Origin of the sequence: Halosolutus halophilus (genome assembly GCF_022869805.1) — an archaeon.
Lineage (GTDB): Archaea > Halobacteriota > Halobacteria > Halobacteriales > Natrialbaceae > Halosolutus > Halosolutus halophilus.
Map to the genome: position 1 here is coordinate 1,402,177 of NZ_CP094974.1, position 25,532 is coordinate 1,427,708.

Genomic DNA, 25,532 nt, shown 5'->3' on the forward strand with positions numbered 1-25,532 from the left:
GACGCTGCTATCGGTATGGACGAAGCCGCCGTTCGCGACCGCCTCCGCTCGGTCGAGGATCCGGAACTCGGCGACGACATCGTTTCGCTCGGGCTGGTCAACGACGTTACCGTCGACGGCGACCGGGTCGACGTCGACCTCGCGCTCGGGGCACCCTACTCGCCCACGGAGACGAATCTCGCCGGCGAGGTCCGCGAAGTGCTCGCCGAAGAGGGCCTCGAGGTCGACCTCTCCGCGAGCATCCCCGATCGGGACGACCTCGCAAGCGAGGAACAGGTACTGCCGAACGTCAAGAACGTGATCGCCGTCGCCTCCGGGAAAGGGGGCGTCGGCAAGTCGACCGTCTCGGTGAACCTCGCGGCGGGCCTCTCGCAACTGGGCGCGCGCGTCGGGCTCTTCGACGCGGACGTCTACGGACCGAACGTCCCGCGGATGGTCGACGCCGACGAACCGCCGATGGCGACCGAGGACGAGACGCTCGTCCCGCCCGAGAAGTACGGCGTGAAGCTGATGAGCATGGCCTTCCTCACCGGCGAGGACGACCCGGTCATCTGGCGCGGCCCGATGGTCCACAAGGTCATCACGCAACTCACCGAGGACGTCGAGTGGGGCCACCTCGACTACCTCGTCGTCGACCTCCCGCCGGGAACCGGCGACACACAGCTGACGATGCTCCAGACGATGCCCGTCACCGGCGCGGTGATCGTCACGACGCCACAGGACGTCGCGCTCGACGACGCCCGGAAGGGGCTGGAGATGTTCGCCAAACACGATACCGTCGTGCTCGGCATCGCCGAGAACATGTCGACGTTCGTCTGCCCCGACTGCGGCGGCGAGCACGACATCTTCGGCTCCGGCGGCGGGGAGGCGTTCGCCGACGAGCACGAGTTGCCGTTCCTCGGCTCGATCCCGCTCGATCCGGTCGTTCGCGAGGGCGGCGACGGCGGGAAACCGACCGTCCTCGACGACGAGACCGCAACGGGTGACGCGTTCCGGACGATCACCGAGAACGTCGCCAACAACACCGGGATCGTCCACCGGCGTGGCATCTCCCAGACCAGGCGCAGCGAAGCCGCCTCCCCCGATCGATGACCGCCGCTGGCAATTCCGACCGCGAGGAGGCTTTCGAGCCGGATCCGGAACGAGTCGACCGCCTCCGAACGATCGCCGACGAGGTCCGCGGGGAGACCAGCGAGAGCAAACAGCTCGCGAATATTCTCTACCGGACGAGCGACCTCTACGACGCGGACGAGGAGACCACGCCCGAAGAGATCGTCCGCAACGTCAAACTCATCCTCGAGGTCAAAGAACGCGGCGGCCTCGAGCGCTGAGCGCTCGTACTGACTCGTTTTTCGACGATTCGTCGACGCCACTCGAAGCACCGGGAGTGTCGACTCCAGTTCGGTCGATTGGAGAGCGAGTCGAGCGACGACTCCGGCACGACCGCCCGACGGAGTGCGAGCGGACCCCGCCGGGTTTTCGCCGATCGGTCGGCGACTCGAACGGCTATCGCGGCGTCCGTTCGCGAACCGGCGTGGCGAATCGAATTCCCCGGCTCGGACTGCACACCCCATGACGGCTTCTAATGGCATTCAGTGTCTTTCAGTACCTTGCAAGGGTGTCACTTATGTCTCTGTGTCCACTCCATCCGAACAGAAACGCAGCGAGGTACTCGCCTCGCACTGCATCCAACGATATCCATGACCAACGCAACTACACCGATCGAAACGACGTTCGAAATGCAGCGCCAGTCGATCAAACAGAGCCAGCAACTCTTCGAGCAGAGCCTCCAGTTCCAGGAGAACATCGCCGAAACGTTCCTCCAGAACGGGTTCGCGGCCCAGCGAAGCGCACAGCGCCAGGGGACCGAACTCGCCCGAAAGGTCTTCGACGCGCACCTCGAGGCGGTCGAGTCGGCCCTCGACGAAGATGCGCACGACGTCCGGTCGACCGTCGACAAACAGTTCGAGGACGGGGCGAAGCAAACCCAGCAACTGATGAACGAGGGGTTCGAGCAGTCCGTCGAACTGTTCCAGCACCTGCTGCACGCACAGTTCGACGCCCTCGAGTCGGCGCTCGACGGAGACGGATTCGACGTCCGATCGGCCGTCGACCAACAGTTCGACGAGTTCGAACGGACCCACGAAGAGACCTGGGACGAGTTCGAGATCGGGATGCACGAAGCGGTCGACGAACTCACCGAACAGCAGAAAGAACTGCTCGCGGAGTCCACCGAGTCGCTCCTCGAAGCGCAACAGGAGACCGAACAGCAGACCGTCGAAGGCGTCCGGCAGGCCGAGGAGGCCGCCGAAACCGTCCAGCAGCAAACCGAAGAGATGGTCCAGACGACCCAGCAGGGGGCCGAGACGGTCACCGAAACGACCCAGGAAAGCGCCCAGGACCTCGTCGGCGAAGCGGCCGAGGCGACCGAAGACGTCACAGCCGAGACCGCTGACGCCATCGAAACCGCAGCCGAAGGCGGGACCGAAGCCGTCGAAGAGAACCTGCAGTCGATCGCAGGCGTCGGTCAGGTCTACGCGGATCGTCTCGCCGAGGCGGGCATCGAGACGATCAACGACCTCGCCGACGCGCAGGCGAGCATCGTCGCCGAGGCTGCGGAAATCTCGGAAGCGAACGCCACCCAGTGGATCGACGCGGCGCAGTCCCAGGAGTAATCGCAGCACCACGTCGGGATTCTCGAACCCCGATCGACGGCGGTATCTTTCGTGAGTCGTGTGAAAATCGCCAGTCAGTCGCGTCGTTTTTGGGTCTCTACCTCGAGAATCGACTGTGGACGCGAACCAGCAGACTCGGACGAACCCGTACGGGATGGACGAGGCGTGCCGAAACTGTCCGGCGCTCTGTGAGACGCGCACGCAGGTCGTCCACGGCTACGGCGACGTCGGCGCGGACTTCCTGTTCGTCGGCGAGCGCCCCACGGCCCGCGCGGACGCGGTCGGCGTTCCCTTCCTTCGAGACGCCGGGGAGGCAGACGGCGACGGGGACCGACCCGGCGGAACGACCCTCCGCCGGATGCTCGAACGACTCGGGCTCTGTGACGCCACCTCGCCCGCCGATCGGCCCGCCGTCGAGAACGTCTACCTGACGAACTGCACCCGCTGTCGCGATCCCGATCGGCGACCGACCGACGAAGAAATCGCGAACTGCGAGCCGTACCTCAACGCCGAGATCCGCATGATCAACCCGGAGATCCTGGTCCCGGTCGGCGACCGCGCCCTCGAAGAGATCGGCACCGAGTACACGACGACGCCGGCCGACGACCTCTCCCTGCCGGACGTCCACGCGACGACGGTCCGCGGTCGCGGGTTCGAACTCGTCCCGATGGTCGAACCGCACGAACAGACCGACGCGCAGACCCAGGCGTGGCTCGAGCACTTCGTCGACCTGATGGCCGCGGACTACCGCCAGACGAAGGGGCGACGGGAGCGATAAGGATCTCGCGGACGATCGGAAAAACGGAGCCGTCGGTCCGACTGCCTACCAGTACGGGTTCTCGCGCCACCGCTTCGATCGGGCACCGGTCACGGCCAGCGCGCCGACGAATACGGCAGTGATGAGGAGCGTCGCGACCGTCGGGACGAGCCACTGGCCGGGCGATCCGAGCAGGTAGTTACTGACGAATCCCCAGACGCCGACGATCGCGAGACAGGCGACCGTGAGCGTCGCGAGCAGTCCGGAACTGGTTTGGCGATCCATATCCGCCAGTGGAGACCCCACCATCATAATTCGTGCGCTTCCGGCGGGAATCGAACCGGCTGTGCCGTCCGGAAGCGCCGCGTTCAAGGCCTGCGCCGTCCGAGAGTGGAGTATGCTCATCGTCGTCCCGGTCGATCCGCCCCGGGAAGGACTCGTCCTGTCCGCGCTCGTCGATCGGACGCCGCTCACGGCGTCCGAAGCGGTTACCCTCTACGAAGCGGCGGTAACCGACGTGCTCCGCGCCGCAACCGGGAGCGGGGGCGATCTGCTGGTCAACTACCGCGACGCGGAGACGCTGCCCGACGAGGACGCCGCCGGCGATCCAGAGGGCGAGATCCGGGAACTGGCGGAGTTCGCTCTCGACGACACTGACGACGTCCGCTTCGAGCGCCAGATCGGTTCGACGCGCGCCGCCAGAATCGGCAACACGGTCACGCACCTGCTCGAACGCGAGGCGGTCCAGACCGTCGGCGTTCTGGAGCCGACCGTCCCGCTCGTCGCCCGCACGGAACTCGACGGCGCGGCGATGTCGTTGCGACGCCACGACGTGGTCCTCGGTCCCTCCTCCGGCGGCCGGACGTACTTCGCCGGGTTCGCCGAACCGATCGACTTCTCGGACGCCTACGAACCGCCCGCGCTGTCGACGCTTGCCGATCGAACCGCCGACGCGGGACTCGGACTCGGCTTCGCGCCGATGCTTCCGACGATCACGTCCGAGCCTGGCCTGTGTGCGACGGTCGCGATGCTCGACGCGCGGGCACGGGCCGATCGGCCGAGCGGCGCGGCCACGGCTGCAGTTCTCGAGGATCTAGGACTTGTCGTCGGTCGTGAGGGTGGACTCGATCGGCAGTAGACCGATAACCATTTTGGACCGCGAGGAAAAGGGAGACGTGAGGTGGGGTGGCAGAGCGGCCTAACGCGCCTGCCTTGAGAGCAGGTGGCTGTCAAGCCTCATGGGTTCAAATCCCATCCCCACCGTTTTCCCGCGAACAACTGCGACGAGCGTAGCGAGGAGCACGTGAGCGGAAAACGACACGTTGGGATTTGAATCAGACCAGTCGCGCGTAGCGTAGTGAGCACGTCTGGGCGCGGGTCGAATCCCATCCCCACCGCCGCCGCACGATCGGCAACCGACGATCGATCGCGTACCCGCTACTCCTGGGCGTTCGTCGTCGGCGCAGCGGGGTATTCGCTCCTGTTGCTCACGTCTAACACCGGTCGGAGAAATGCGACCGCTCGCGCTATCTTTAGACAGCGAGAGAATCCCGTCCTGAAGCCGAGAGACACGAGGCTGAAGGGCGGGCGTGAATCGCGTCACTCGATTACGCAACTACCGACGAATGCTGACTGGATAGTCCACGCCAATCCACACCATCAAGTAGAAATATCTACATTGGCTATGTATGGCGATTCAGGTCACTCGCACCTACGTCGGTTCCATCCGGAACCAGCAACAGGTCTGCGATGCCCTTGACTCGCTCGGCGACTCCGCCTCGAAAATCTGGAACGTCGCACGCTGGACAACCGCCCGCATCTGGGATGCGACCGGCGAGATTCCCGATGAAGGAACGCTGAAAGCGTACATGAAGAACCAAGCGTGCTAGAAAGACCTGAACGCACAATCCAGTCAGAAAGTCATCGAAGAACTTTCCGACGCTTTCCAGTCGTGGTTCGACCTGCGACACGAGGACGACGAGGCGAATCCGCCCGGCTACCGCAAAACACTGGCGATGAGTTGGCCTGAAAACGTCCGTGAGTCCGACTGGGGCAAGACCGGAAACAAGAAGTTACACACGTGGGCGTTCGACCGCATCTACCAGTACCTCGCGTACAAAGGCGAGATACGTGGCGTTGAGGTGCTGAAGAAAACGAGTGGGATACGTCGAAGACGTGTTCGGCGTGTGGCGACGACACGAAGTCAAACCGCGTGGAACGGGGCTTGTACGTCTGCTCGTCGTGTGGGTTGGTCGGGAACCCGGACTGTGACGGGACGGAGAATATGCGCCAGAAGATAACTTCGAGTCCTCACGGCGAGGATAGGAGTAACGGCTGTGTGGTGGTTCGAGAGACCGAAGGTCTCTCGTCATCACGAAAGGCGCTTCGCGCCTTTCGAACGACACAGCCCTCGACACACCTGTTCGACCGCGAGAGCGGGACGTTCAAGACGAGAGAACAAGTCGTGTCGTAGACCAGCAAATATCCCACCTGCGGTACGGGAAGCCTCGCCGTTTACGGCGAGGAGGATGTCACGTATAGGACAGTTCGAGATCGCGAGTGCGATCGAGCAAGTCCTCGTCGTAGTAGTCTTCGGTCTGTTCGGGTCGAGTCTCGTCGATCGCGCGGACCTGCTGGACCGTGTTGCGGAAGACCTTGAACGTGGCCTCGTCGACCATCTGGCCGTCGAGGGTGACCGCGCCGGTACCCTCCGCCTTGGCCTCGTTGAACCGTTCGATCTTGCCCACGTCACGTTCGAGTTCCTCGTGGCTCGGCATGTGGATCGTGTTAGCCTGGATCGTCTGCTTGGGGTACAGCGACCAGGAGCCGTCGAGTCCGAGGTGAGCCTCGTGTTCGACCTGATCCGCGTAGGCGTCGGCGTTGTAGTAGGTCAGGCCGGCGCGCTCTTTGAACAGGTCGTCGAACGGACCGCCGATCGCGAGCAGGTCGGCGGCGCTGGCCTCGTTCGAGAGTTCTTCGAGGAGGGCGTCCCAGCGGGGGCGACCGTCGCCGAGGTCGCGCGCGCCGAGTTCCGCGGCGTAGTCGACGGGGCCGAAGACGAGCGCGGTGAGCCGTGAGTTCTCGCCGAATTTCGAGATTTCGCGGAGGTCCGATCGAGCGCGGCCGGTCTCGACGATGATCGAGAGGCGGATCGAGCCGTCGGCGTAGCCGTGTTCGGCCTCGGCCTCGGCGACCGCTTCGGCGGCGCGTTTCACGTCCTCGACGCGGCCGACCTTCGGGACGACGACGCCCTCGATGTCGTCGCCGATCTCGGCGACGAGCCGGTCGATCTGTTCGCGGCCGCGATCGCGGAAGGAGTCGTCCTCGTAGCTCCACTCGACACGAGGCCAGATCTCGCCGGGGAACTCGTACTCGGGAACGAGGTCGATCGTGTTCTCCAGGCCCTCGGCCTTCATGTTCGGGGCGGTGCCGTCCTCCATGTCGGGGACGAGCCAGTCGGGTGCCTGGAACCCCTCGGCCTCGAGGCCGGAGCGGAGGTACTTCGCCGAGTCGTCTTTCGGAACGGCGGCCGGTGCGGTCTGGAAGGTTCGGCAGAGTCGGATGTCTTCGGTCATGTCTGGAGTGTCTGGATCGGTAGTTGTCGACAGTCGTTCATAACGTTCGATAGTGTTAGTTAGAACGCTTTCGAATCTCCGCGGTTCGCGTGCCCGAATAGACGGGTTCGTCGTCCTGGTTGAACGCGATGTGCTCGAACCTGACGGTGCCCGCCTGGTCGCTCTCGGCGTCTTCTTCGGCGGAGAGGACGCGCGTGAACGCGTAGACGGTGTCGCCGACGGCGACGAACGTGTGGAACGACTCGTCGTCGAAGCCGACCTCGCGCCACGTCCGCTCGTCCGATCGGGCGTGGCCGAGCGCGGTCGATCGGGTGACGTCGCCGTAGGTGACGATGTCGCCCGACGGCGAGTCGGCCATCACGTCGACGTTGTGGTGCTGTTTGGCCGTGTTGAGCGTCGCCAGCGGCAGGGAGGCGACGGTCACGTCGTCCTGGGTGCGGCCGCGCTCGTGACGGTAGGCGACGGCGGCGTCGCGATCCGCCGCCTGGTCGAGCGCGTCGACGAAATCCTCGAAGTAGCCGCCGTTGGGGGTGACGAACTCGTCGGGGAGGTTTGGACCGTCACCGTCCCCTTCGGCAGCCGTCGCGCCGCTGCCGTCCGTCGCGACCGGTTCGCGACGCGGGATCATGTTGGTGCGCTCGTAGGAACAGAGTACCTCGCCGGTCTCGGCGTCCGTCCCGCGGGTGCGCCAGGAGACGATGCCGTACTCCGGCCGGGAACTCGAGGTGGCCGTGTCGACGACCTCGCTCTCGACGTGGAGTTCGGTGCCCGCGTAGACCGGCGTCCCGGGGAACCGGACGCCGGTGCGGCCGAGGAAGTAACCCCCCTTCTCGCTTAAGTCCTCGACGGTGATGCCCAGCGTCGCGGCGGTGAGGTAGTCGGGGTGGATCGGCGGTTCTTCGAAGCCGCGGTCCTCGGCGGCGTCGGTGCGCCAGTAGGCGGGGTCGTGGTTCAGGGTCTGGCTCATCCACGACTCGTTACCCCAGCGGGTGAGCGTGAGGCCGGGGTCGTGTTCGATGAGGTCGCCCTCTTCGAAGTCCTCGAAGCAGTTACCCTTCTCCTTCGTCTCGACCTGTTCGAGCGCCTGTGCGAACGTGTCGGGATCTGTCCAATCAGTCATCTGCGGTAATTTCGTCGGTCTCGGTCGTCTGTTCCCGCTCGCGGCGGGCGATCGTCCGTCGCATCTCGTTTTCGACGATCATGTAGCCCTCGTCGAAGCCCATGCCGGGCTTTGCGAGCACCTGCGCGGCGTCCGTCGCGAGCGCGACGTGGGCGCAGGCGCGTGCGGAGGTTTCCGTCTCGTTGCAGGTGCCGCCGAGGTAGGCCCGGGTGTCGGTCCCCTCGCAGTAGCGGACGGCCTGTCCGCTACGGTGGATGCCGCCCAGATCGGGCGTCTTGACCTGCACGAGGTCGGCCGCGCCAGCGTCGACGAACGCCTGCACGTCCTCGAAGGTGTTACACCACTCGTCGGCGACGATGTCGACGCCGACGCCCGCCTCGGCGAGTCCCTCGCGGAGTTCGACCATCGCATCGACCTGGTCGTCGCGGTTGCCGACGTCCATCGGCCCCTCGATCTGGATCGGATACGGGGCGGCCGCCGCCTCCAGCGCGGCAAAGTAGTCGACGACCTCGTCGCGATCGTACGGTGCGCCGAAGATCTCGCCGACCATCCCGTAGACGTCGATGTGGAATCGCGGCTCGTACCCCTCGGGACCGAGTTCCCGGGAGCGGTCGACTAGCCACTCCACGTACTCCAGCAGGGTCTCGCCGTTCTCGCCGATCTTCTCGACGCTGTTGATCAGCGCGTGGGGCAGGACGGGCACGCCCTTGACGAACATCTTCTCGGCGTTGGTGTACCGATCGTCGCCGGACTGGCCGAAGACCGGCACCGGTTCCGTCGCGGGGTCGGTTCCGAGCGCGTCGACCACGACGTCCGTGCGCGTGGTGTTCTGGGCTTCCGCGGCCGCGGCCAGCAACGCCTGCGAGACGCCGTACCGGATCGCGGTGTGGAGTCGATCACCAGCACCAGAAGCATCCGCTTCTGGTTGACTCGAGGAAACTTCGCTTCCTCGAACGTCGACCTCGAGGTCCTCGAGCAGTTCGGCGTTCTCGAGAAACTCGGTCGCGTCGCGACCGACGAGTGCCTCGGCGACCGGCCCCTCGACGACGGGTTCGTACTCCTCGGCCTGGAAGAGCGGGTCGCGCCCGCCGGCACCGGAGTACTGGACCGCCGCGCAGTCGCCCCGCGCCACGGTGCCGTCGGCGAGTTCGACGTCCACGATGAGCGTCTCGCCGGCCTGGCGTATTTCGTCGAAGCCGTCGGTGACGGGATCGCCCTCGTAGGTGAACCCGTCCTGCTCGGCTCCCCGCTTGATCGCGCGCTGGTCGTCGAAGAAGAACCCGGAGTAGCCGGGCGTCGCGTGAACTGAGTCGATCTTCATTAGACGTCACCCTGTGGTCGACCGATGAGTTTTCCGTCGCTGATCGCGTCGACGTCGTCAGCCACCATCCGGAACGACTGTTCGCGGCCCTCCGTGTCCGCACGCCGGGAGAGGCGCGCCTTGTGGATCTCCTTGATGTCGTCGTCCATCTCGAGGTCGGCCCACTCGAAGATGCGGACGCGACCGTCGTCGTCGCGGGCCGGCAGGACGGCCCCCTTCGCGCTGTCGCTGGGGGCGAAGGGCACGTCGAGCGCGCCCGAGTCGAACGCCTCGATCGTCCCCCGGACGACGTCGCCGTCGCCGTGCTCGAAGATGGTGTCCATCAGACACCGCGTCTCGCGCTCGATGAGGTCCTGTTCCTCCGCGATGCCGTCGATGTCGATCTCCTGCTCGATCGCCATGTCGATGACCTGCCGCGTCGTGCGCAGGCCGGCGGCGTTGGCCTCCTTGGTCGGCACTCCCTGGAACTCCTGTGGCGATTTGGTGATGACCTTGTCCGGTCGGGCGATCGCGGCGGTCATGCCGCCGAGGCTGATGACGCCGTTGGCGCGGGCCTCGTCCGGCGGGAAGCCCCCCATCCACTCGTGGAAGACGGTCGTGACGACGACCTCGTCGGGGAGGTACTCGGTGCCCAGTTTCTTCAGGGCGTTCAGCGCGGCGACGTCCTGGACGACGTTGCCGACCTGCCCGTACCCGAGCGTGATCGATCGCACGCCCTGGGTCGCAGCGAGCTGGCCCTCGACGATCATGATCGCGATCGCGATCGAGGGCGGGACGAGCGTCCCGGTCAGCGGGCCGAACGGCTCGCGGTTGATCCGCACGCCGCGTTCGGTGTACGCCCCCGCGAGCCGATCGACGAACTGCCACTTTTCGATCGTCTCCTCGAGCCCGTGGCGCTTCGTGTAGGGAATGTTGTAGGAGATCGGCCCGCCCTCGAAGCTCTGGAAGCCGCCGGCGAACGTGATCGCCGCGAGCAGTCGAGCGTCCGGCGTCCCGTGTCGAACCTCGATCGGAGCGTCGATCGCGTCGATCAGTTCTCGACAGCCGTCGACGCCGTGGTTGACGGCGGGGAAGCCGTTCAGCGTATCCTCGCCCGTCTCGCGGGCCTTCTCGAGGCCCGCCTGGGCTTTCCCGTACTCGTTGTCACGCGTGTAGGAGTCGATCGTGGTCGGCAGGAGATCCGCCTGTCCCTCCCGGTGGAGGTACTCGAGGAGTTCGACCTGGTCGTCGAGCCGGGGAACGCCGGCCCGGGGCTGCAGGAGCGGCTTGTCGGCCGACTCGAGGACGTCCGCGAATCGCTTGCGGTCGGGCAGCGATTCGTGGTACTCGATCGCCTCCTCGAAGTCGACGTCCGCTCCCGACGGCCAGTTCGATCGGATCTTCTCGTCGATACGCCGTAGCTCGTCGGATGGAATCCGTTCGTCTCGTATCATTTAGGAGTTGATAGTAGCACGTTCCGACTCCGTCGGACTGATCTGGAGGTCCTGCCGGAGTGCAGCGATCGCGTCCTCCGGATCGGTCTCGGAGTCGAAGACGCGGTCGAATCCGAGTTCGCGGAAGGTCCGTCGGGTCTGTTCGAAGTCGTCCTGACCGACGGCGAGGTTGCCGCCGATGAACGTGACCGCGTCGACGCCGTGATCCTCGAGAACCTCGTGGAATCCCTGACAGTCCTGCTCGGCGTGGCCGTACAGCGACGAGACGAGTACGGCCTCGGCGTCGTGTGCTACCGCTGCCTCGGCGAACTCTTCCTGGGAGGTCTGGACGCCGAGGTTGACGACGTCGAAGCCGGCTGCGCTGAAGGCCTGCTCTAGGATTGTGATTCCAACGACGTGGGCGTCGGAGCCGATCACGCCGAGGACGACCGTTTGGGACATCGTACCCGTACCGATGAGTGACCACCGTATAAACCTAATGATCTTCCATGATAATACTCCTTAAACATCCTAACACCGTCTCTATGGCACGAGGTCACAAACTACATTATCGATGGTAAAGGTTTTGGGACCGCTGCGAAAAGTGGGCGGTACATGGGAGCACTGTCGAACCTTCGCGTGCTGGACCTGACCCAGGTCCTCGCCGGGCCGTACTGTACGATGTTACTCGCGGACATGGGCGCGGACGTCGTGAAGATCGAACGTCCGGGCGGCGACCTGATTCGATCGAACCCCCCGTTCGTCGACGACCCAGACGAGGAAGCCTACGGCGGGTACTTCCAGAGCGTCAACCGCGGCAAGCGAAGTATCGAACTGGACTTCGGCGACGAGTCGGACCGGGAGGACTTCCTCTCGCTCGTCGAAGAGGCGGACGTCGTCGTCGAGAACTACCGCTCGGGGACGATGGAGAAGTACGACCTCGGCTACGAGACGCTGAAGGAGTACAACCCGCAACTGATCTACTCCTCGATCCGCGGCTTCGGCGACCCGCGCACGGGCGAGACGCACCGGCAGGGTCAGCCGTCGTTCGACCTCATCGCGCAGGCGCTGGGCGGCGTAATGGAGATCACCGGACAGGAGGACGGCCCGCCGACGAAGGTCGGTCCCGGCATCGGCGACCTCTTCACCGCGACGCTGAACTGCATCGGCATCCTCGCGGCGGTCAATCACCGTGCACAGACCGGTGACGGCCAGTACGTCGACACGGGGATGTACGATTCGATGATCAGCATGACCGAGCGGGCGATCTACCAGCAGTCCTACACCGGCGAGCCGCCGACCCGCCGCGGCAACTCCCACCCGACGCTGTTCCCCTACGACGCCTTCGAGACCGCCGACGGTCACGCCGTCATCGCCGCGTTCGGAAACAACCACTGGCAGGAGGTCTGCGAGGCGATGGATCGGCCGGAGCTCGCGGCGGAGTATTCCGACCCGGCGTCGCGGCTCAAGAACCGCGACCGACTGCGCGAGGAGATCGCCGCGTGGGCCGCCGAACTGGAGAACGACGACCTCGTCGACACCCTCGAGGGCCGCGTGCCGGTCGCACCCGTTCAGAACACCGAGGACATCTTCGAGGACCCGCACGTCCACGATCGGGACATGCTCGTGCCGGTCGAACAGCCCGGCGCCGACGCGGAGGTCGAAATCGCGGGCACGCCGATAAAGATGACCGAAACCAATCCCGAGCCCCGCGGCCGGGCCCCGCTGCTCGACGAGCACCGCGAGGAGATCCTCGGCGAGGCAGCCGACGCGGAGACGACGGCTGACGACTGAAAGGGGGTTCAGGCGTTCGCAGATTTTCAGTCTCCACGGCTACCAGTAGCGTCCTGTGAGGGCACTGTTCGAGCAGTACCGTTGCGGAACGTCAGCGGGCAACGGACGGGCGATCGTGGAGCCGAACTGATCAAGTTTGCCAGGCGATTTCGATCGGCATATCGGAGCGAATCCAGGCGTCTTCGTTCTCCGTGTCGTAGATACGAACGGATCCGTCATCCAGACTGTCTGCAGCGTACTGTCCCGTCGGTGCGTCAGCGTCGTGCATTGGTGTGTGCCTGGAGAACTATCCACAGGGGATATAGTTCTTCTGCAAGCGGGGATTACCGATCGAGGGACGATCTGACGGGATCGGGAGTCGAGACGCGAAAAAATAACAGTTCGGTCTCGAAGCGGCGGCGATCGCAGCCCTGTACGGCGGGCTCCCGGTCAGTCCAGGTCGATCGCAGCGTCAGTTCGCGACCGACGATCGCGGGAGCCGACCGTCTCACTCGGCGGGTTTCTCTCTGGCGGGGCCGGGCGGATGGTACTCGATGCCGACGTCGTCCGGCGTGATCACGTCCGGCAGCGCCTCGTCACGTTCCCCGGTGATGACGTCGAGTATCTCGCGAACGTAGGCGTTGAACAGTTCCGGGTGTTCGCTCATCGGGAAGTGACCGATCTCGGCCATCTCGATCGCGACTGCACCGTCGCCGACCCCCTCCGCGGTCTGGCGGCCGTCCTCGGGCGTCGTCAGGTAATCGTATTCGCCGTTGACGATGTACAGCGGGCACTCGTCGGCGTTGACCTGGTCGAGTTTGTCCCGGTAGTCGTGATCGACGGAGTAGTAGTACAGGTCACCTTTGAACACGCCCGTCGCACCCTGTTCGTAGAGATACATCGTCTCTCGGCGGAACTGTTCGGGGCTCTGGGGTGCCATCAGTCCCCAGCACGCGTAGGCGTTGACCTCCGTCGTGTTGACCTGCGGGTGATCGAGCCAGTCGATGTAGAAGCCGGGACTGTGGGCACCGCACTCGAGGCCGATCAGCGCCCGGAACCGATCCGGGTACCAGTCAGCCAGCTCGAGGGTGATGTTTCCGCCCATGCTCGATCCCATGTAGATGGGATCCTCGAGATCGAGGGCGTCGGCGATGGCGACCAGCGTCTCGGTGAACTTCTTCGCGGTCATCGTGTAGTCCTCCGTCCACCACTCCTGGGTCGTCGGCGGAACCGACTTGCCGTGGTAGGGGAGGTCGTGTGCGATGACGCGGAACTCGTCGGTGATATCCTCGTCGGTCAGCAGGTGCCGCCACTCCTGGCAGTTGTTCCCCGCTGTGTGTTGACAGAGCAGCGGCGTCCCGTCTTCCGGTCCAGCCTCCTCGAAGTAGATTCGGTGGTCGACGCCTTCGACCTCCGCGTGAACGTACTTGCCGGTGATCGGTTCGACGTCGCCGGGTTGGTAGCTGGTACTCATCTAGGTCCCTCCGTCGTTGTGTGTAACTCGCATCAGGTCGAGCGTCCGCTGGAACGCACGCAGGTTCTGGAAGATTTTCTTGTTGTCGCCGGTCAGTTGCAGGTGGCCGTCCTCGTTTCGAACGGCGGACCGGTAGTGCGAAGCGATGATCTCGTGGTTGAACGCAGGCGGCGTCTCCTGGACGAACTCCTCCCAGGCCTCGCGATCGCCCTCGACGCCGAACGACCACCGGTGGTTCATCGTCGGATTCGGCACGATCTCCGAAATCTGCCCGCCGTGCATCTCGATCAGGACCCGTTCGTCGCCGATTTCGACGTAGAAATTCTCGTCGAACTTGTCGTGGCCCCGGACCTGCATCTCCGGGTCGTCGTTGACTGTTTCCTTGAACGACTCCCACCATTCGTGACTTGCGAATTCTGTTTCGGTTGCCATATCGCAGGAGGACCTGCACCGATGTGGATAATGAATCTTACACGGTAGCATCCAATACGAAAGTAATTGGAAAGCATACAGGTGGGTCCCTGGAGACAGGACGAAACCTACGAGTGCGACTCGTCGTCCCGATCTGCGACTCGCAGGAGGACCCGTTTCACACCGGCAGGGCCGATGGCGCGTAGTGAGTGGTTCGACGACGGAGAGTAACCCTTTTGCGGGACCCCTGCACACGTCTCCGTATGAGCACGGACTGGCCGTTCGATCCCGACGGGGAGAAAGGCAGCGAGGGGATGCGCAAGTTCGACATGCGGATCATCGCCGACAAGGTCGACGAAGAGGAGGACTTCCCGATGAACCGCGACGAGTTCGTTGAGGAGCACGGCGACGATCCAATCCGGATCAACCACGAACGCGTCGTCGCGCTTCGCGACATCTTCGAGTACGTCGAACCCGAGGAGTTCGAGACGATGGTCGACATGCACAAGGCCGTCGGCGACGCGATGCGGGCGGGCGACTTCTGGGAGTACCACCCGAAGGGGAAAGATCCCGAGAAGAAACACGCGTAGGGCATTAGGCGGGCCACAGTCGACTCGAACAGGTGCGAACCGGATTCGATCGGATCCGCGATCCGTTTTCGCCGACCCCATCACGAATCTGGATTACGTATCACTTATACGAGGGCGTTCGAAAATTTCCCCCACCGTGACTAACACGCAGGTAACGCTGGTCCAGATCGACAACTACGGGCCGTGGACGGTGACCCCGGAGCCACGCCGCGAGGCTGACCTCCAGACGCTCCAGTCGCGACTCTACGCCGACATCTCCCAGTTCGTCGGCAACCGTGACGGCTACGTCTTCTTCACGCGCTTCGACAACATGATCGCGGTCACGAACGGACTCTCGATGGCCGATCACGAACTCCTCCAGGAATCGATCGGAAACCGGTATCCGGTGACGCTCAGCCTGGGCGTCGCGACCGGGACGAATCCCGTGCAGGCGCTCGCCGACGCCACCGTGCGGATCCAGGAGGCCGGCAGCGCACAGGACAGGAACCGCCGCGAGATCCTCGAAGGGAGAGTCATCGAGGACGCCCACCGGTCCGACGCGGACGTCCAGATCGCGCACTTCGACGTGATCGACGCGACCGGCAACTACACGGACGAACTCAACGCCTTCGATAGCTTCATCGAGATCGAACAGGGGTACGCGGAACTGATGCGCCACATGCGCTACTCCCACGACAGCCTCTCGTTCTTCGTCGGCGGGGACAACGTCATCGTCGTCTGTCCCGACCTCGAGAAAGGCGACTACGAGGACGCGATCTACCACGTCGAGGAGACCGTCGACGTCGAACTGCAGGTCGGCGTCGGTCGCGGCGCGAGTGCTCACGACGCCGGGTTCGCCGCAAAACACGCCCTCGAAACCTGCCGGGCCGACGGGACCAGGGTCGAACTCGACCGGTAGACGGCTCGATACCCGAGACGCGGAACTTCACCACGCACCGGCTTAAGCGTGCCGGGGGTAGCTTTTAGCCCATCTGTAGGCATTGTTCACACATGGAATCGGAACTGTCGGTCAGGGACGTCTTGACGACCGAATACGTCGGCGTCAGCGAGTCCGATAGCGTTCTCGGCGCCGTCCGCCTCATGCGCGACGAACGGGCGAGTTGCGTGCTGGTCGTTCGCGGCACCGACCCGGTCGGAATCATGACCGAGTGGGACGTTCTCGGGATCGTCGCCGACGAACGCGAGCCAGGCGAAACGACCATCGGCGAGGTCATGACCACGCCGGTCATCACCGTCACGCCCGATCGATCGCTCTCCGACGTGGCGACCATGATGAGTCGCCAGGACGTGCGCAACATCGTCGTCGAGGAGGACGACGACCTCCTCGGCGTGGTCACCCAGCGCGACGTCATCGCCGCCGCGGGGTCGTTCCAGGGAACGGTCGCACCGAGTCGATCGACCGAGGCCACGCTCGATCGGGACCGACCGGTCGACGACACCGCGCCGCTCGCCGTCGAAAGCACCGACGAGCAGTTGCTCCCCAACGGCGGCGACGAGTACTCGACGCAAGGGGTCTGTGAGGCCTGTGGCTCGCTCGCCGATTCGCTGTGGGACGCGAACGGGCAACTGGTCTGTTCGGACTGCCGGTCGATGTGATCGCCGCCGGAATCGGCCGTCCCGTCTCTCCTGGTACCGTTCGCCGACGCGTATCACTGCGATAGTAAGACCTTTCGGGTGCCGCAATGGACTGGTCGGTAATGATCGCTACCCTCGACGACCTCGACGTCGAAGGGACTACCGTCGGCGTCCGCGTCGACGTCAACAGCCCCATCGACGACGACGGTGGGCTCGCCGACGACGCCCGACTGCGTGCCCACGTCGACACCCTCTCGGAACTGCTCGATCGTGGCGGTCGGGTCGCCGTCCTCGCTCACCAGGGCCGACCCGGCAGCGACGATTTCGTTTCCCTCGCATCTCACGCCGATCGGCTCTCGAAACTGCTCGATCGCCCGGTCGACTACGTCGACGCGACGTTTAGCAGCGCCGCCCGCGAGGCCGTCGGGGACCTCGGAAACGGCGACTGCGTCGTGCTCGAGAACACGCGCTTCTACAGCGAGGAGTACATGGAGTTCGAACCCGAACGCGCCGCCCGGACCCACCTCGTCGAGGGGCTCGAACCGGTGCTCGACGCCTACGTCAACGACGCCTTCGCGGCCGCTCACCGCTCGCAGCCCTCACTCGTCGGCTTTCCCTCGGTGCTGCCCGGCTACGCCGGCCGGGTCATGGAGACCGAACTCGACGTACTGGGCTCGATCGAGGAGACGCCGGAACCCCGGGTCTACGTCCTCGGCGGTACGAAAGTGCCCGACTCGATCGACGTCGCCTGGAGCGTCCTGGAGAAGGGACTGGCAGATCACGTCCTGACGGCCGGCGTGGTCGGCAACGTCTTCCTCATCGCCGACGGCGTCGATCTCGGCGACGCGAGCTCGGATTTTATCTACGACCAGGGCTACTGGGACGAGATCGATCGCGCGAGCGACCTGCTGGACGCGTACGGGAACCGGATCGCGATCCCGCGAGACGTCGCCGTCTCCCGTGACGGTGACCGTCACGAACTCGGCATCAATGCGCTCCCGCCCGAGGAGGGCGAGGCAGCGATGGACGTCGGGAGCTCGACGCTCGAGTACTACCGTCGGATCCTCGACGACGCCGCGACGGTCATCCTCAACGGCCCGGCCGGCGTCTTCGAGGAGGCGGCCTTCGAACACGGCACGCGGGACCTCTACGACGCCGCGACGGGGGTCCCGACCAGCATCGTCGGCGGCGGCGACACCGCGTCCGCGCTCCGCCAGCTCGGGGTCGAGGGGTTCTCCCACGTCAGTACCGGTGGCGGTGCAGCCCTCCGGATGCTCACTGCCGAACCGTTGCCGGCCGTGACGGCGCTCGAGGATGACGGACGAACCACTGATTGAACCGGCGACCCCGGACGACCTCGAGACGATCACGGAGCTGTGGGTCCGTCTCGCTCGCGGCCAGCGCGAGTACGGGTCGGCCGTTCGCGCCGCCCCGAACCGGGAGGCGATGCGGGAGACCCTCGCGGCCCACCTGCACGCGGACGGGCTCCTCGTCGCGCGCGTCGACGGGGCCATCGTCGGGTTCGCCTCGTTCTCGATCGAACGCGGCTCGCTGGAACTCGACGCGACGAGGGGCGTGCTCTCGAACCTCTACGTCGAACCGGCCCATCGCGATCGGGGGATCGGGACGGCGCTGCTCGCGGCCGCCGAAGAATCACTCGCGGCTCGAGGTGCCGAGGAACTGCTCCTCGAGGTGATGGCCGACAACGAGGCCGCTCGGCGGTTCTACCGGTCACAGGGGTACGACTCGTTCCGGATCGGCATGTCGCGATCGATCGCCGATCGGTCGGAAAACGATACACACTCAAAGGAGGACGGCTAACTCGTACCCAGCGCCAGGGGAGCATGGGCGGTTCATGCACTCGACTTGTAATCGAGACTTCGTGGGTTCGAATCCCACCCCTGGCTTAAATCCCTGGTTTCGAAGCCTCTACTGACTGGTATCGGCTGTTCCGGGTGTTTCGAGAAAGCCAGTAATTCGGACCTTAGATTCAAAGCCCCTTCTACCACCGGCCCGAACGATGGTGTCAGCGCTTGAGCTCCGCGACTGACGGGTTCGGCCCGTTCTGCGGAGCACTCGGCTGTACCGAAGGGGCCGACGTCATCATCCGACATCCAGAGCACGGCAAGCGGACGGTCTGTGGAGACTGTGCCGAGGGCTCCGAGGTGATCTGGGACGTCTGAGGAAGAGCCGGACGTCCGACCCGAGGACGCCCACCAGGTCGCCCAGCGGGCGCTCGCGAAGGTAAACGACCTCGAAGGCCGAGTCCAGAAGTTCGAAGAGGAGATCGTCGACCTCGAGAAGATCGAGTCGCCGGTCGAAGGGAAGATCCTTCAGAAGTGGATCGCGTTCGCGAACATCCCCAGCACGTCTGGATCTTCCTGACGAAACGGCCACATCATGCTTCGGAATGGGGACTCGACTGGCCAGAAAACGTCTGGCTCGGGACAGCCGTCGGCTCGGGCCCCGGAGGTGAGCTCCCGTCGACGACTCACCGAATCGAGCAACTGCGCGACGTCGACGTCGCGACGAAGTGGGTCAGCTTCGAGCCACTGATCGAGCCGATCGGCGAGGTCGCACTGGACCACATCGACTGGGCGGTCGTCGGCGGCGAGAGTGGGCGGCCGACGATCGGCGGGAAATGGACCATGCGTGGGCCCGCGAGATCCTCGAACTCCGGTTCTTCGAGCCGCAGTTGGCCGGGCTTTCGGACGACTGTCGGGCGATCGCATTCGATTTTAGGGGACACGGTCGGTCGGAGAAAACCGAACTCGGCCACACGGTCCCTCAGTATGCCCGAGATCTCCACGCGTTCGTCGAACAGCAAGACCTCGAGGACGTCATCGTCGTCGGTTGGTCGATGGGCGCATTCGTCTCCTGGGACTACGTGGATCAGTTCGGCACCAACCGGATTCGCGGGCTGGTTGATGTCGACATCGAAGCAACCCGGTTCCAGTGGGACGACTACAACTATGGACTCGCTTGGCTCGGGGACATCCAGAGCCTGCTCGAACTGGCCCAGTCCGACCAGCTCGGCCTCGTCGATCGGTTCACGGAACAGGTCTTCGCCAATCCCACGGCCGAAACGAGATCCTTACAGTACGACGAAATCAGCCGGACACCACCCCCAATCCAGAGCGCCATCCTGTTCGACACACACCCGAGACTATCGAGCCGTCCCCCCGAGATCGATGTCCCGATGCTGGTCTGTGCCGGCACTGCCGAGACGAGAGGCTCGATCGACGCCGTTCGAAATGTCGCGGAACTCGTGCCCGACGCGAGAGTAGAACTCTTCGAGGCGAGTGGCCACTGTCCGCCGTTCGAGGAGCCTGAACGGTTCAATCGGGTCTTGAGCCAGTTCGTAGACTCGCTGTGAGCGACACGCGCTCTCTATTCAGCAGACGAGACCAGAACTAACGAGTCGTTGGCAAGAGCGGCGTGCTGAATAGAGAGGGTGTATCCAGCACAATAGAGCGATTTGGTTCTACTCGCATTAACCGGGGAGACGTGGAAGAGGAGCCTGTGAAGACGAATGTCTCAGACGTTGTGAAACGGAGGCGCCCAATTCTTTGCATGCCGTGAGATTTTCCGTCTCTATACCCTCAGCATCATCTATGGCTGGATTGATCCACCGAACGGCACAGGCGATCGATGATCTGTGGCAGTCGATATGGCATGAGTCGAGTCGCGCCGAGAAAGTCGTGATCGCAATCGTGCTCCTGGTCACCGGATTGGCCATCCCGGTGATCCCGATCGTCTGGATCGCCCGAATTATTGCCAACTAATCAATGGAGTTGCGGGGTGAGATACGCGCTATCTATTCAGCAGCGCCTGCACTAACTATCCGGAAGCTGTCAGAAACTGTGTGCTGACTACAGAGAATGACTCCGTCATGGACACTCATCATCTCGTGGTCCGCCGTGATCGATTCAGCACAGTCCCCCGGTGCAGGTCTCACGCCAACCCTGTTCGAACTCGTGATTCCATTTTGGTTTCTCCCGCTGATTGTCGCCTTCATCGTCGGCGGAATTGAATACGGCACTCGACGCCTGCTCGGTTCGCACCGATAGCGTTCAGTTCGCGCTGTAGCGAACGGCCGTTTCACATCGGAATCTATCTACCGGCTTGCTGACGCTCTCGTATTTGCTCGCGTCGGCAACGTTTTGTGGAATTCGAACCACGGCCGCTCCGGTTCGCTTCACCCCTGTTCAAATCCCACTCGCCGCGTCTCTGCGAACCGGATGGATTCCGCCGTCACTCAGTTAATCAAAACAACACGTCATTGTGAAAATGTTGCAGGGTTAAGCAGTTGGCGGACGAATAGCCGTCAAGATTCTACGATGGCCGACAAGGTATTCGATGCGCTCGCAGATGTCCACCGTCGTCGGTTGTTAGTCGCCTTGTTGGACCACAATCCGCAAGACATCTCCGACCTGTCCGGCGTCCCGTGGAACATAGAGGAGACCGAGGTGGAGATGGCCCAGAAATACCACGTCCACTTGCCCAAGTTGGCCGACTACGGCTTTATCGACTGGCATCCGGACGACGAGGTCGCGGTGAAAGGCCCGCAGTTCGACGAGATCAAACCGGTTCTGGAACTGCTGGACGAGCATCGAGACGAACTCCCCGACGGCTGGTTGTGACGGCGTCAGAGACGGATTCTCTCTCCGGGCGTACGATCGGGCCACCGTCTATTTAGCGGAGAACTACCCCCTATCGGTCCGACGATGACGAGCGGATGCGCTCGCTATGGAGTGGAAAACTAGCGAGTCCCGTCGTGGTTGGGCCGTAACGGGACTCGCCGTTTACTCATACCGACCGTAGCGTCAAGTACCTTGTGTGATTATCTGAGTGAACGGAAATCGTGTGACAGGCCGGGTGACGTAAAACCCGTTCGGAGACGACGGAACCGTCAGATGACAGGAATAAGATACACGAATCCTTTTCCATCCTCAGGCTCTAATCCGCGTGTTCGGATATCCGAATTCGTGGTTGGGCCATGACACAGGACGAAATTACATCAGAGGCGATTAGTCTGTTACAGGAACTCGGGCTCCAGGAGTACGAAGCACGCTGTTTTATGGCGTTGAACAAGCTTCCGAGCGGGACGGCAAAGGAGATCCACGAACTCTCGGGCGTTCCACGTACCCGGGTGTACGATGCCATCCGCGTTCTCGAGTCACAGGGGCTGGTCGAGGTCCAGCACTCGAGTCCCCAGGTGTACCGCGCCGTCAACGTCACCGAGGCGACGCAGATGCTCCGCCAGAAGTACAACGATCGGATCGAGACGCTCGAGACGCATCTCGAAAATACGGACGTCAAGGACACGGCGACGGACGACGATCAGGTTCAGGAAGTCTGGTCGTTGATCGGCCACGAGGCGATCGAAGCCCGAACGCTCGAACTCATCGAGAACGCGGAGTCCGAAATCGCGCTGCTCGTCGTCGACAAATCGATCCTCTCAGGCATGATATTCGACGGTCTGCAGGACGCGGCGGACCGTGACCTCTCGATTCTGCTCGGCGGGCAGACGGAAGCGATCACCGAGACGCTCGGGGGCGAACTTCCCAATTTTCGGATCTTCGAAACGGGCCTCGACTGGCTCACTAGCGGCCACGGTGACGACGTCGCGATCAGTCGGATCCTGCTCGTCGATCGCGAAACGCTGCTCGTCGGCTCGTACTATCCGGACGCTGACGATGCCAGGGCACAAGAGCAGGCGATCTTCGCCAGCGGCCTCGAAAACGGGTTCGTGGTACTGCTTCGGCGATTGGTGACGTCGGGGCTGGCCGCGACGAAAGATCCCGGAAAGTGACGCCGTGAGCGGACGATCGACAGTGGTCCGACGACCCTCTCACCATCGAGACTGCTGACGAGAGGCACGGATCGGTTATCTCGCGACTCCGTCGGCGACGAACGCGTCGTCGAGGGCCGCTTCACGACTCGGGACGTTCGTTCCGCCGGATGAACACGCTGTCGAGGGTGGAGATAGCACTCGAGACCGGACGCGGCCGGGCCGCTGCGCCCCGCGGTGAACCGTCCCTTGCATCAGATTCCCCACACGTCGGGCGATCGATCGCGTACAACCCCTGCCTGCGACTCGAATATTTCCGCTTGAACTGTTCCATAATGAGATACAGTAACAATATTAGAATTGATCTCGTACCCAAAATAGTCGCTATCGAAGTATAGTACCCATTGATGTTCAAATATGTACTACAAGCTCGGATTGGGGCCAGAGGATTTATATCGGGCGACGGAAAGAGTCCGATCAATGCTGCTCTCACTAGACCGTTCGGACGCGAACGAGGCCGCGTCGCTCAGTTTCGAAGTTATTGCTGCTGTCGCTGAACGGGAAGGTATCGATCCAGTAGAACTCGAACCGCCGGAGTACGAGGCACTCTACGACGTCGTCAACCCCGAAGCTCTCGATTCGCTGTTTGCTCCCCGCCAGAACGGATCGGATCGGTCCACCGGACGCGTCGAATTCCCCTTCTGTGGCTACGACGTGGTCGTCACGAGCGACGGCGAGGTCGAACTCTCGGAACAGACACGCACACAACAGTAGATTCGATCGGGTGCGCTGCTCGATCCGGACGTCGACGAATCCGCGGTGACTCTCAGTTGCGGTCCGTCTCGATCCGGGCCCGCCACGCCGTCGGAATCGGCGCCGATCGACCCGTCTCCCGATCGACGACGACCTGAACGGTCCGGGCCGTCGCCGCGCGCTCGCCGTCGGCGCGGATCTCGTATTCCATCGGAAGACTCGAGTTCCCGAGTTCGGGAATCCGCAGGGCGACGGTGACGTCCTCTTCTGCCTCGATCGGGCTGACGTAGTCGATTTCCAGGGTCGCCAGCACAGTATCGGCCTCGGTCAGCGAGACCCCGAGGACGTCCACGAAGTACGCCTGTCGTGCCTGCTCGAGGTACGACGCGTAGACGGCGTTGTTGACGTGACCCATGAAGTCGATGTCGCGAAGTCGGACGTCGACGTCCGTCTCGTAGGAGTAGTCGGTCATGCTCGCGGGGATAGGAAGTCGACCACCGTATATGTGGTGTCACGATCGTTCCGAGCGCCGATCGCACCGGTCGCCGTCGCGTCGGTTCGGGCCCGCCACCGGCCACGACGCGGCACCGAGTCCCCGAATCAGGCGTCGGGCTGTGCCGCTTCGAAGACGGCCTCGTGGAGTCGGTCCGAGACGATCTCCATCAGCGGCTTCATGTTTACCGTGTCGGCCCGGTTGTACTCGACGAGCGTCTCGAGTGCCGCATCGTCGCCCCGCTCGTACTCGTGCCAGAGCCGAACGGCGTCGCGGCCGCTCAGGTCCGGCACGTCCCGATCGATACCCAGGTCCCGCTCGATCGCCTTGAGGCCGCCGTCCAGTCCCAGCTTCTTGCACGGGTACATGAGATCGAGGTGAGGCACCGAGACGTCGACGTCGAAACAGGTCTCGAGGAAGGGGACGTCGAACCGCTGGCCGTTGAAAGTGACCAGAAGCGACGCCGAATCGAGTTCGCTGGCGAGTCGGCGGCCCGTGAGATCGCGGTCCTTCACGAAGGTGGTCGTCTCGCCGTCGCGGTGGCACGTGACCGTCGTGACGTCCTCGCAACTGGCATCCAGTCCGGTCGTCTCGATGTCCAGGAAGCAGGTGTCGTCCCTGACGTTCTCGTAGAGTCGCCATCGGCTCGCTGCCGGCAGTGCCTCCGCAAAGGGGGCGACGTCACCGCGCGCGAGGTGGTCCCGGCCCTCGTCGATGAAGGCATCGATCCGATCGGCGATCGTCGGTCCGACGACGCTGCCGTCGAACTCGTCCCAGTGCGTAACCCCGTGTTCCCACAGTCGCCGTTCGGTAACCTCGCCGACGCCCCGTACGGGAATGAAACTGTTCTCGATTCGCACACCAGTTCGGGGGTGCGGCGTCGATAAAAAACGATTGGATCGTCGCCGCCGTGGCTGCCGGCCAGCGAGCACGACGACGCCGAGTACGAGGATCTCCCTCCGCACCCGTCGTTCGTTCCTCCCGTCGACGGGGACACGGCGACGATCGATATCGACTGATCCAGAGAAGCGATCCGGTCTCGACAACCCAGTTATCGCACCAACCGAAACGGATTACACGCCGATCGCACAGCCGTCGTTCGGGTGTGCGCTGGCTGTCAGCGGCGGCCCTCGAGCGAGATCCAGTCCGTCGTCGTGTCCTGATCGCGCAGGTGCCAGCGCTGTTCGTATCCCTCGCTGCGCGATCGAACCTCGACGACCGCGTCGAACAGCGGTTCGAACAGATTGACGGCGTCGTGGTCACGATCGAGCGGCAAGTGATAGTGACCCATGCCGTTGACGTGATCGACGCGCGAGGTCGTCAGGTGCAGCAACCGGAACACGTGCTCGGTGGTGTGCTCCTGCAGGAGCGGCACGAGGGAATCGATACAGACCCGAAGTTCGGACGGATCGAGGCCGTCGGCGGTGTCGTCCAGTTCGTCGACCGTTTCGATAATCTCGATACCGAGCGTGTCGATGGGCGACGTCCTCGTGGTCGCCGGGTCGACCGCCGGCAGATCCAGCCTCGAGTAGTCGATCGTCCGGGCAGACTCGATGCTCCCGTCGCTCCCGTGAGACGTGCTGCGGATGTCGCTGTTCGTGACGAACAACCGGTAGCGGGAATCGGAGTCGGTTTCGCCCAGTAGCCGGTGACAGACGGCGTCGTGAGCGTCCGCAGTATCGGCTCCGACGAGCAGCACGTTACTCCCCTCCCGCTTGAGCGTGGCAAGTGCTTGCACAAACGTCGCCCACTCCGGCGCGACGCCCCCTGGCTCGCGTTCCATCCTTTAAAGGAAAACAGGCGGAACCG

The 25,532-nt window shown here is 63.8% G+C and carries 28 protein-coding genes, 2 tRNA genes and 2 pseudogenes; 21 read left to right on the forward strand and 11 right to left on the reverse strand.

The window, feature by feature from the left end; translation table 11 throughout:
* The first annotated feature begins 15 nt into the window (after positions 1-15).
* From MUG98_RS06815 to MUG98_RS06830, 4 genes are all read left to right on the forward strand, one after another.
* Positions 16-1,092 carry an Mrp/NBP35 family ATP-binding protein gene (locus tag MUG98_RS06815; RefSeq protein ID WP_265111388.1) on the forward strand — a complete coding sequence of 359 codons (1,077 nt, stop codon included), beginning with the start codon at positions 16-18 and terminating at the stop codon, positions 1,090-1,092.
* Positions 1,089-1,331 carry a DUF7976 family protein gene (locus MUG98_RS06820; RefSeq protein ID WP_265111389.1) on the forward strand — a complete coding sequence of 81 codons (243 nt, stop codon included), beginning with the start codon at positions 1,089-1,091 and terminating at the stop codon, positions 1,329-1,331. Before MUG98_RS06815 ends, MUG98_RS06820 begins: the two co-directional genes overlap by 4 nt.
* A gap of 369 nt (positions 1,332-1,700) precedes the next feature.
* The gene (locus MUG98_RS06825) at positions 1,701-2,675 is read left to right on the forward strand and encodes a helix-hairpin-helix domain-containing protein (protein WP_265111390.1); all 975 of its coding nucleotides are present in this window, start codon (positions 1,701-1,703) and stop codon (positions 2,673-2,675) included.
* Between the two features lie 115 nt (positions 2,676-2,790).
* Entirely contained in the window at positions 2,791-3,453 is a 663-nt protein-coding gene (locus MUG98_RS06830) for a uracil-DNA glycosylase (protein WP_265111391.1), read from the forward strand.
* Between the two features lie 45 nt (positions 3,454-3,498).
* Here the strand turns inward: MUG98_RS06830 and MUG98_RS06835 are convergent, their stop codons facing one another.
* On the reverse strand, positions 3,499-3,717 hold the full coding sequence (locus MUG98_RS06835) for a hypothetical protein (protein ID WP_265111392.1): 219 nt from the start codon (positions 3,715-3,717) through the stop codon (positions 3,499-3,501).
* Between the two features lie 112 nt (positions 3,718-3,829).
* Between MUG98_RS06835 and MUG98_RS06840 the strand changes: the two genes are divergently transcribed.
* From MUG98_RS06840 to MUG98_RS06850, 3 genes and pseudogenes are all read left to right on the forward strand, one after another.
* The gene (locus tag MUG98_RS06840; RefSeq protein ID WP_265111393.1) at positions 3,830-4,570 is read left to right on the forward strand and encodes a hypothetical protein; all 741 of its coding nucleotides are present in this window, start codon (positions 3,830-3,832) and stop codon (positions 4,568-4,570) included.
* A 41-nt stretch (positions 4,571-4,611) separates the two neighbouring features.
* Positions 4,612-4,695: transfer RNA gene (locus MUG98_RS06845), tRNA-Ser, on the forward strand.
* A 425-nt stretch (positions 4,696-5,120) separates the two neighbouring features.
* Positions 5,121-5,905 (forward strand): annotated as a pseudogene (locus MUG98_RS06850) (zinc ribbon domain-containing protein).
* A 58-nt stretch (positions 5,906-5,963) separates the two neighbouring features.
* On the opposite strand, the gene citE reads toward MUG98_RS06850, so the two are convergent.
* Genes citE through glmS form a run of 5 tightly spaced genes read right to left on the reverse strand, consistent with a single transcriptional unit; the run spans position 5,964 to position 11,322 of the window.
* Positions 5,964-7,007 carry an L-malyl-CoA/beta-methylmalyl-CoA lyase gene (citE, locus tag MUG98_RS06855; RefSeq protein ID WP_265111394.1) on the reverse strand — a complete coding sequence of 348 codons (1,044 nt, stop codon included), beginning with the start codon at positions 7,005-7,007 and terminating at the stop codon, positions 5,964-5,966.
* Between the two features lie 55 nt (positions 7,008-7,062).
* Positions 7,063-8,127, reverse strand: coding sequence for a 2-methylfumaryl-CoA hydratase (mch, locus tag MUG98_RS06860; RefSeq protein WP_265111395.1), 1,065 nt, complete (start codon positions 8,125-8,127; stop codon positions 7,063-7,065).
* Positions 8,120-9,448: a methylaspartate ammonia-lyase gene (locus MUG98_RS06865; RefSeq protein ID WP_265111396.1), complete on the reverse strand. Its 1,329-nt coding sequence runs from the start codon at positions 9,446-9,448 to the stop codon at positions 8,120-8,122. Before MUG98_RS06865 ends, mch begins: the two co-directional genes overlap by 8 nt.
* Positions 9,448-10,881: a methylaspartate mutase subunit E gene (locus MUG98_RS06870; protein ID WP_265111397.1), complete on the reverse strand. Its 1,434-nt coding sequence runs from the start codon at positions 10,879-10,881 to the stop codon at positions 9,448-9,450. The genes MUG98_RS06865 and MUG98_RS06870 overlap by 1 nt, the downstream gene beginning before the upstream one ends.
* Entirely contained in the window at positions 10,882-11,322 is a 441-nt protein-coding gene (gene glmS / locus MUG98_RS06875; RefSeq protein ID WP_425601080.1) for a methylaspartate mutase subunit S, read from the reverse strand.
* Between the two features lie 153 nt (positions 11,323-11,475).
* Here glmS and mct point away from each other — a divergent pair, with 153 nt between their 5' ends.
* Complete coding sequence (gene mct / locus MUG98_RS06880; RefSeq protein ID WP_265111398.1) at positions 11,476-12,654, forward strand: succinyl-CoA:mesaconate CoA-transferase; 1,179 nt, start codon at positions 11,476-11,478, stop codon at positions 12,652-12,654.
* A 487-nt stretch (positions 12,655-13,141) separates the two neighbouring features.
* Here mct and MUG98_RS06885 read toward each other — a convergent pair whose 3' ends face one another.
* Positions 13,142-14,107, reverse strand: a complete 966-nt coding sequence (locus MUG98_RS06885; protein ID WP_265111399.1) for an alpha/beta fold hydrolase — start codon at positions 14,105-14,107, stop codon at positions 13,142-13,144.
* On the reverse strand, positions 14,108-14,539 hold the full coding sequence (locus MUG98_RS06890; RefSeq protein WP_265111400.1) for a hypothetical protein: 432 nt from the start codon (positions 14,537-14,539) through the stop codon (positions 14,108-14,110).
* A 242-nt stretch (positions 14,540-14,781) separates the two neighbouring features.
* Here MUG98_RS06890 and MUG98_RS06895 point away from each other — a divergent pair, with 242 nt between their 5' ends.
* The 13 genes and pseudogenes from MUG98_RS06895 (at position 14,782) to ddfA (ending at position 23,251) form a co-directional block, all read left to right on the forward strand.
* Positions 14,782-15,108, forward strand: coding sequence for a DUF5785 family protein (locus MUG98_RS06895; RefSeq protein ID WP_265111401.1), 327 nt, complete (start codon positions 14,782-14,784; stop codon positions 15,106-15,108).
* A gap of 136 nt (positions 15,109-15,244) precedes the next feature.
* Complete coding sequence (locus MUG98_RS06900; RefSeq protein ID WP_265111402.1) at positions 15,245-16,006, forward strand: GTP cyclohydrolase III; 762 nt, start codon at positions 15,245-15,247, stop codon at positions 16,004-16,006.
* Between the two features lie 92 nt (positions 16,007-16,098).
* Positions 16,099-16,704 carry a CBS domain-containing protein gene (locus MUG98_RS06905; protein ID WP_265111403.1) on the forward strand — a complete coding sequence of 202 codons (606 nt, stop codon included), beginning with the start codon at positions 16,099-16,101 and terminating at the stop codon, positions 16,702-16,704.
* A gap of 101 nt (positions 16,705-16,805) precedes the next feature.
* Positions 16,806-18,020, forward strand: coding sequence for a phosphoglycerate kinase (locus MUG98_RS06910; protein ID WP_265111404.1), 1,215 nt, complete (start codon positions 16,806-16,808; stop codon positions 18,018-18,020).
* A complete protein-coding gene (locus tag MUG98_RS06915) occupies positions 17,998-18,504 on the forward strand; it encodes a GNAT family N-acetyltransferase (protein ID WP_265111405.1) in 507 nt (168 codons plus the stop codon). Before MUG98_RS06910 ends, MUG98_RS06915 begins: the two co-directional genes overlap by 23 nt.
* 12 nt (positions 18,505-18,516) lie before the next feature.
* A tRNA-Thr gene (locus MUG98_RS06920) sits at positions 18,517-18,590 on the forward strand.
* Positions 18,591-18,716: 126 nt separating this feature from the next.
* Positions 18,717-18,866, forward strand: coding sequence for a hypothetical protein (locus MUG98_RS06925; RefSeq protein ID WP_265111406.1), 150 nt, complete (start codon positions 18,717-18,719; stop codon positions 18,864-18,866).
* Positions 18,867-19,022: 156 nt separating this feature from the next.
* Positions 19,023-19,247: pseudogene (locus MUG98_RS25515) on the forward strand (DUF5131 family protein); the annotation flags it as partial.
* 77 nt (positions 19,248-19,324) lie between these two features.
* A complete protein-coding gene (locus MUG98_RS06930) occupies positions 19,325-20,059 on the forward strand; it encodes an alpha/beta fold hydrolase (RefSeq protein ID WP_265111407.1) in 735 nt (244 codons plus the stop codon).
* Positions 20,060-20,297: 238 nt separating this feature from the next.
* Positions 20,298-20,468 carry a hypothetical protein gene (locus tag MUG98_RS06935; protein ID WP_265111408.1) on the forward strand — a complete coding sequence of 57 codons (171 nt, stop codon included), beginning with the start codon at positions 20,298-20,300 and terminating at the stop codon, positions 20,466-20,468.
* A gap of 555 nt (positions 20,469-21,023) precedes the next feature.
* Entirely contained in the window at positions 21,024-21,326 is a 303-nt protein-coding gene (locus MUG98_RS06940) for a helix-turn-helix domain-containing protein (protein WP_265111409.1), read from the forward strand.
* A gap of 356 nt (positions 21,327-21,682) precedes the next feature.
* Positions 21,683-22,498: a TrmB family transcriptional regulator gene (locus tag MUG98_RS06945; protein ID WP_265111410.1), complete on the forward strand. Its 816-nt coding sequence runs from the start codon at positions 21,683-21,685 to the stop codon at positions 22,496-22,498.
* 459 nt (positions 22,499-22,957) lie between these two features.
* Positions 22,958-23,251 carry a DdfA family disk-determining factor gene (gene ddfA / locus MUG98_RS06950; protein ID WP_265111411.1) on the forward strand — a complete coding sequence of 98 codons (294 nt, stop codon included), beginning with the start codon at positions 22,958-22,960 and terminating at the stop codon, positions 23,249-23,251.
* Positions 23,252-23,303: 52 nt separating this feature from the next.
* Here the strand turns inward: ddfA and MUG98_RS06955 are convergent, their stop codons facing one another.
* The 3 genes from MUG98_RS06955 to MUG98_RS06965 form a co-directional block, all read right to left on the reverse strand.
* Positions 23,304-23,702 (reverse strand): acyl-CoA thioesterase, encoded by a 399-nt coding sequence (locus MUG98_RS06955; protein WP_265111412.1) that lies wholly within the window; start codon positions 23,700-23,702, stop codon positions 23,304-23,306.
* Between the two features lie 128 nt (positions 23,703-23,830).
* Positions 23,831-24,583, reverse strand: coding sequence for a ribonuclease H-like domain-containing protein (locus MUG98_RS06960; RefSeq protein WP_265111413.1), 753 nt, complete (start codon positions 24,581-24,583; stop codon positions 23,831-23,833).
* A gap of 257 nt (positions 24,584-24,840) precedes the next feature.
* On the reverse strand, positions 24,841-25,506 hold the full coding sequence (locus tag MUG98_RS06965; RefSeq protein ID WP_265111414.1) for a DUF7504 family protein: 666 nt from the start codon (positions 25,504-25,506) through the stop codon (positions 24,841-24,843).
* Positions 25,507-25,532 lie beyond the last annotated feature (26 nt).

Excerpts from the sequence above, each read along its gene's own strand:
- MUG98_RS06955 (WP_265111412.1), bottom strand. The coding sequence starts at position 23,702 with ATGACCGACTACTCCTACGAGACGGACGTCGACGTCCGACTTCGCGAC.
- MUG98_RS06905 (WP_265111403.1), top strand. The coding sequence starts at position 16,099 with ATGGAATCGGAACTGTCGGTCAGGGACGTCTTGACGACCGAATACGTC.
- MUG98_RS06935 (WP_265111408.1), top strand. The coding sequence starts at position 20,298 with ATGGCTGGATTGATCCACCGAACGGCACAGGCGATCGATGATCTGTGG.
- citE (WP_265111394.1), bottom strand. The coding sequence starts at position 7,007 with ATGACCGAAGACATCCGACTCTGCCGAACCTTCCAGACCGCACCGGCC.
- MUG98_RS06890 (WP_265111400.1), bottom strand. The coding sequence starts at position 14,539 with ATGGCAACCGAAACAGAATTCGCAAGTCACGAATGGTGGGAGTCGTTC.
- MUG98_RS06865 (WP_265111396.1), bottom strand. The coding sequence starts at position 9,448 with ATGAAGATCGACTCAGTTCACGCGACGCCCGGCTACTCCGGGTTCTTC.
- MUG98_RS06965 (WP_265111414.1), bottom strand. The coding sequence starts at position 25,506 with ATGGAACGCGAGCCAGGGGGCGTCGCGCCGGAGTGGGCGACGTTTGTG.
- MUG98_RS06930 (WP_265111407.1), top strand. The coding sequence starts at position 19,325 with ATGGACCATGCGTGGGCCCGCGAGATCCTCGAACTCCGGTTCTTCGAG.
- ddfA (WP_265111411.1), top strand. The coding sequence starts at position 22,958 with ATGCTGCTCTCACTAGACCGTTCGGACGCGAACGAGGCCGCGTCGCTC.
- MUG98_RS06835 (WP_265111392.1), bottom strand. The coding sequence starts at position 3,717 with ATGGATCGCCAAACCAGTTCCGGACTGCTCGCGACGCTCACGGTCGCC.
- MUG98_RS06870 (WP_265111397.1), bottom strand. The coding sequence starts at position 10,881 with ATGATACGAGACGAACGGATTCCATCCGACGAGCTACGGCGTATCGAC.
- mct (WP_265111398.1), top strand. The coding sequence starts at position 11,476 with ATGGGAGCACTGTCGAACCTTCGCGTGCTGGACCTGACCCAGGTCCTC.
- MUG98_RS06915 (WP_265111405.1), top strand. The coding sequence starts at position 17,998 with ATGACGGACGAACCACTGATTGAACCGGCGACCCCGGACGACCTCGAG.
- MUG98_RS06820 (WP_265111389.1), top strand. The coding sequence starts at position 1,089 with ATGACCGCCGCTGGCAATTCCGACCGCGAGGAGGCTTTCGAGCCGGAT.
- glmS (WP_425601080.1), bottom strand. The coding sequence starts at position 11,322 with ATGTCCCAAACGGTCGTCCTCGGCGTGATCGGCTCCGACGCCCACGTC.
- MUG98_RS06910 (WP_265111404.1), top strand. The coding sequence starts at position 16,806 with ATGATCGCTACCCTCGACGACCTCGACGTCGAAGGGACTACCGTCGGC.
- MUG98_RS06815 (WP_265111388.1), top strand. The coding sequence starts at position 16 with ATGGACGAAGCCGCCGTTCGCGACCGCCTCCGCTCGGTCGAGGATCCG.
- MUG98_RS06940 (WP_265111409.1), top strand. The coding sequence starts at position 21,024 with ATGGCCGACAAGGTATTCGATGCGCTCGCAGATGTCCACCGTCGTCGG.
- MUG98_RS06840 (WP_265111393.1), top strand. The coding sequence starts at position 3,830 with ATGCTCATCGTCGTCCCGGTCGATCCGCCCCGGGAAGGACTCGTCCTG.
- MUG98_RS06825 (WP_265111390.1), top strand. The coding sequence starts at position 1,701 with ATGACCAACGCAACTACACCGATCGAAACGACGTTCGAAATGCAGCGC.
- MUG98_RS06945 (WP_265111410.1), top strand. The coding sequence starts at position 21,683 with ATGACACAGGACGAAATTACATCAGAGGCGATTAGTCTGTTACAGGAA.
- mch (WP_265111395.1), bottom strand. The coding sequence starts at position 8,127 with ATGACTGATTGGACAGATCCCGACACGTTCGCACAGGCGCTCGAACAG.
- MUG98_RS06895 (WP_265111401.1), top strand. The coding sequence starts at position 14,782 with ATGAGCACGGACTGGCCGTTCGATCCCGACGGGGAGAAAGGCAGCGAG.
- MUG98_RS06885 (WP_265111399.1), bottom strand. The coding sequence starts at position 14,107 with ATGAGTACCAGCTACCAACCCGGCGACGTCGAACCGATCACCGGCAAG.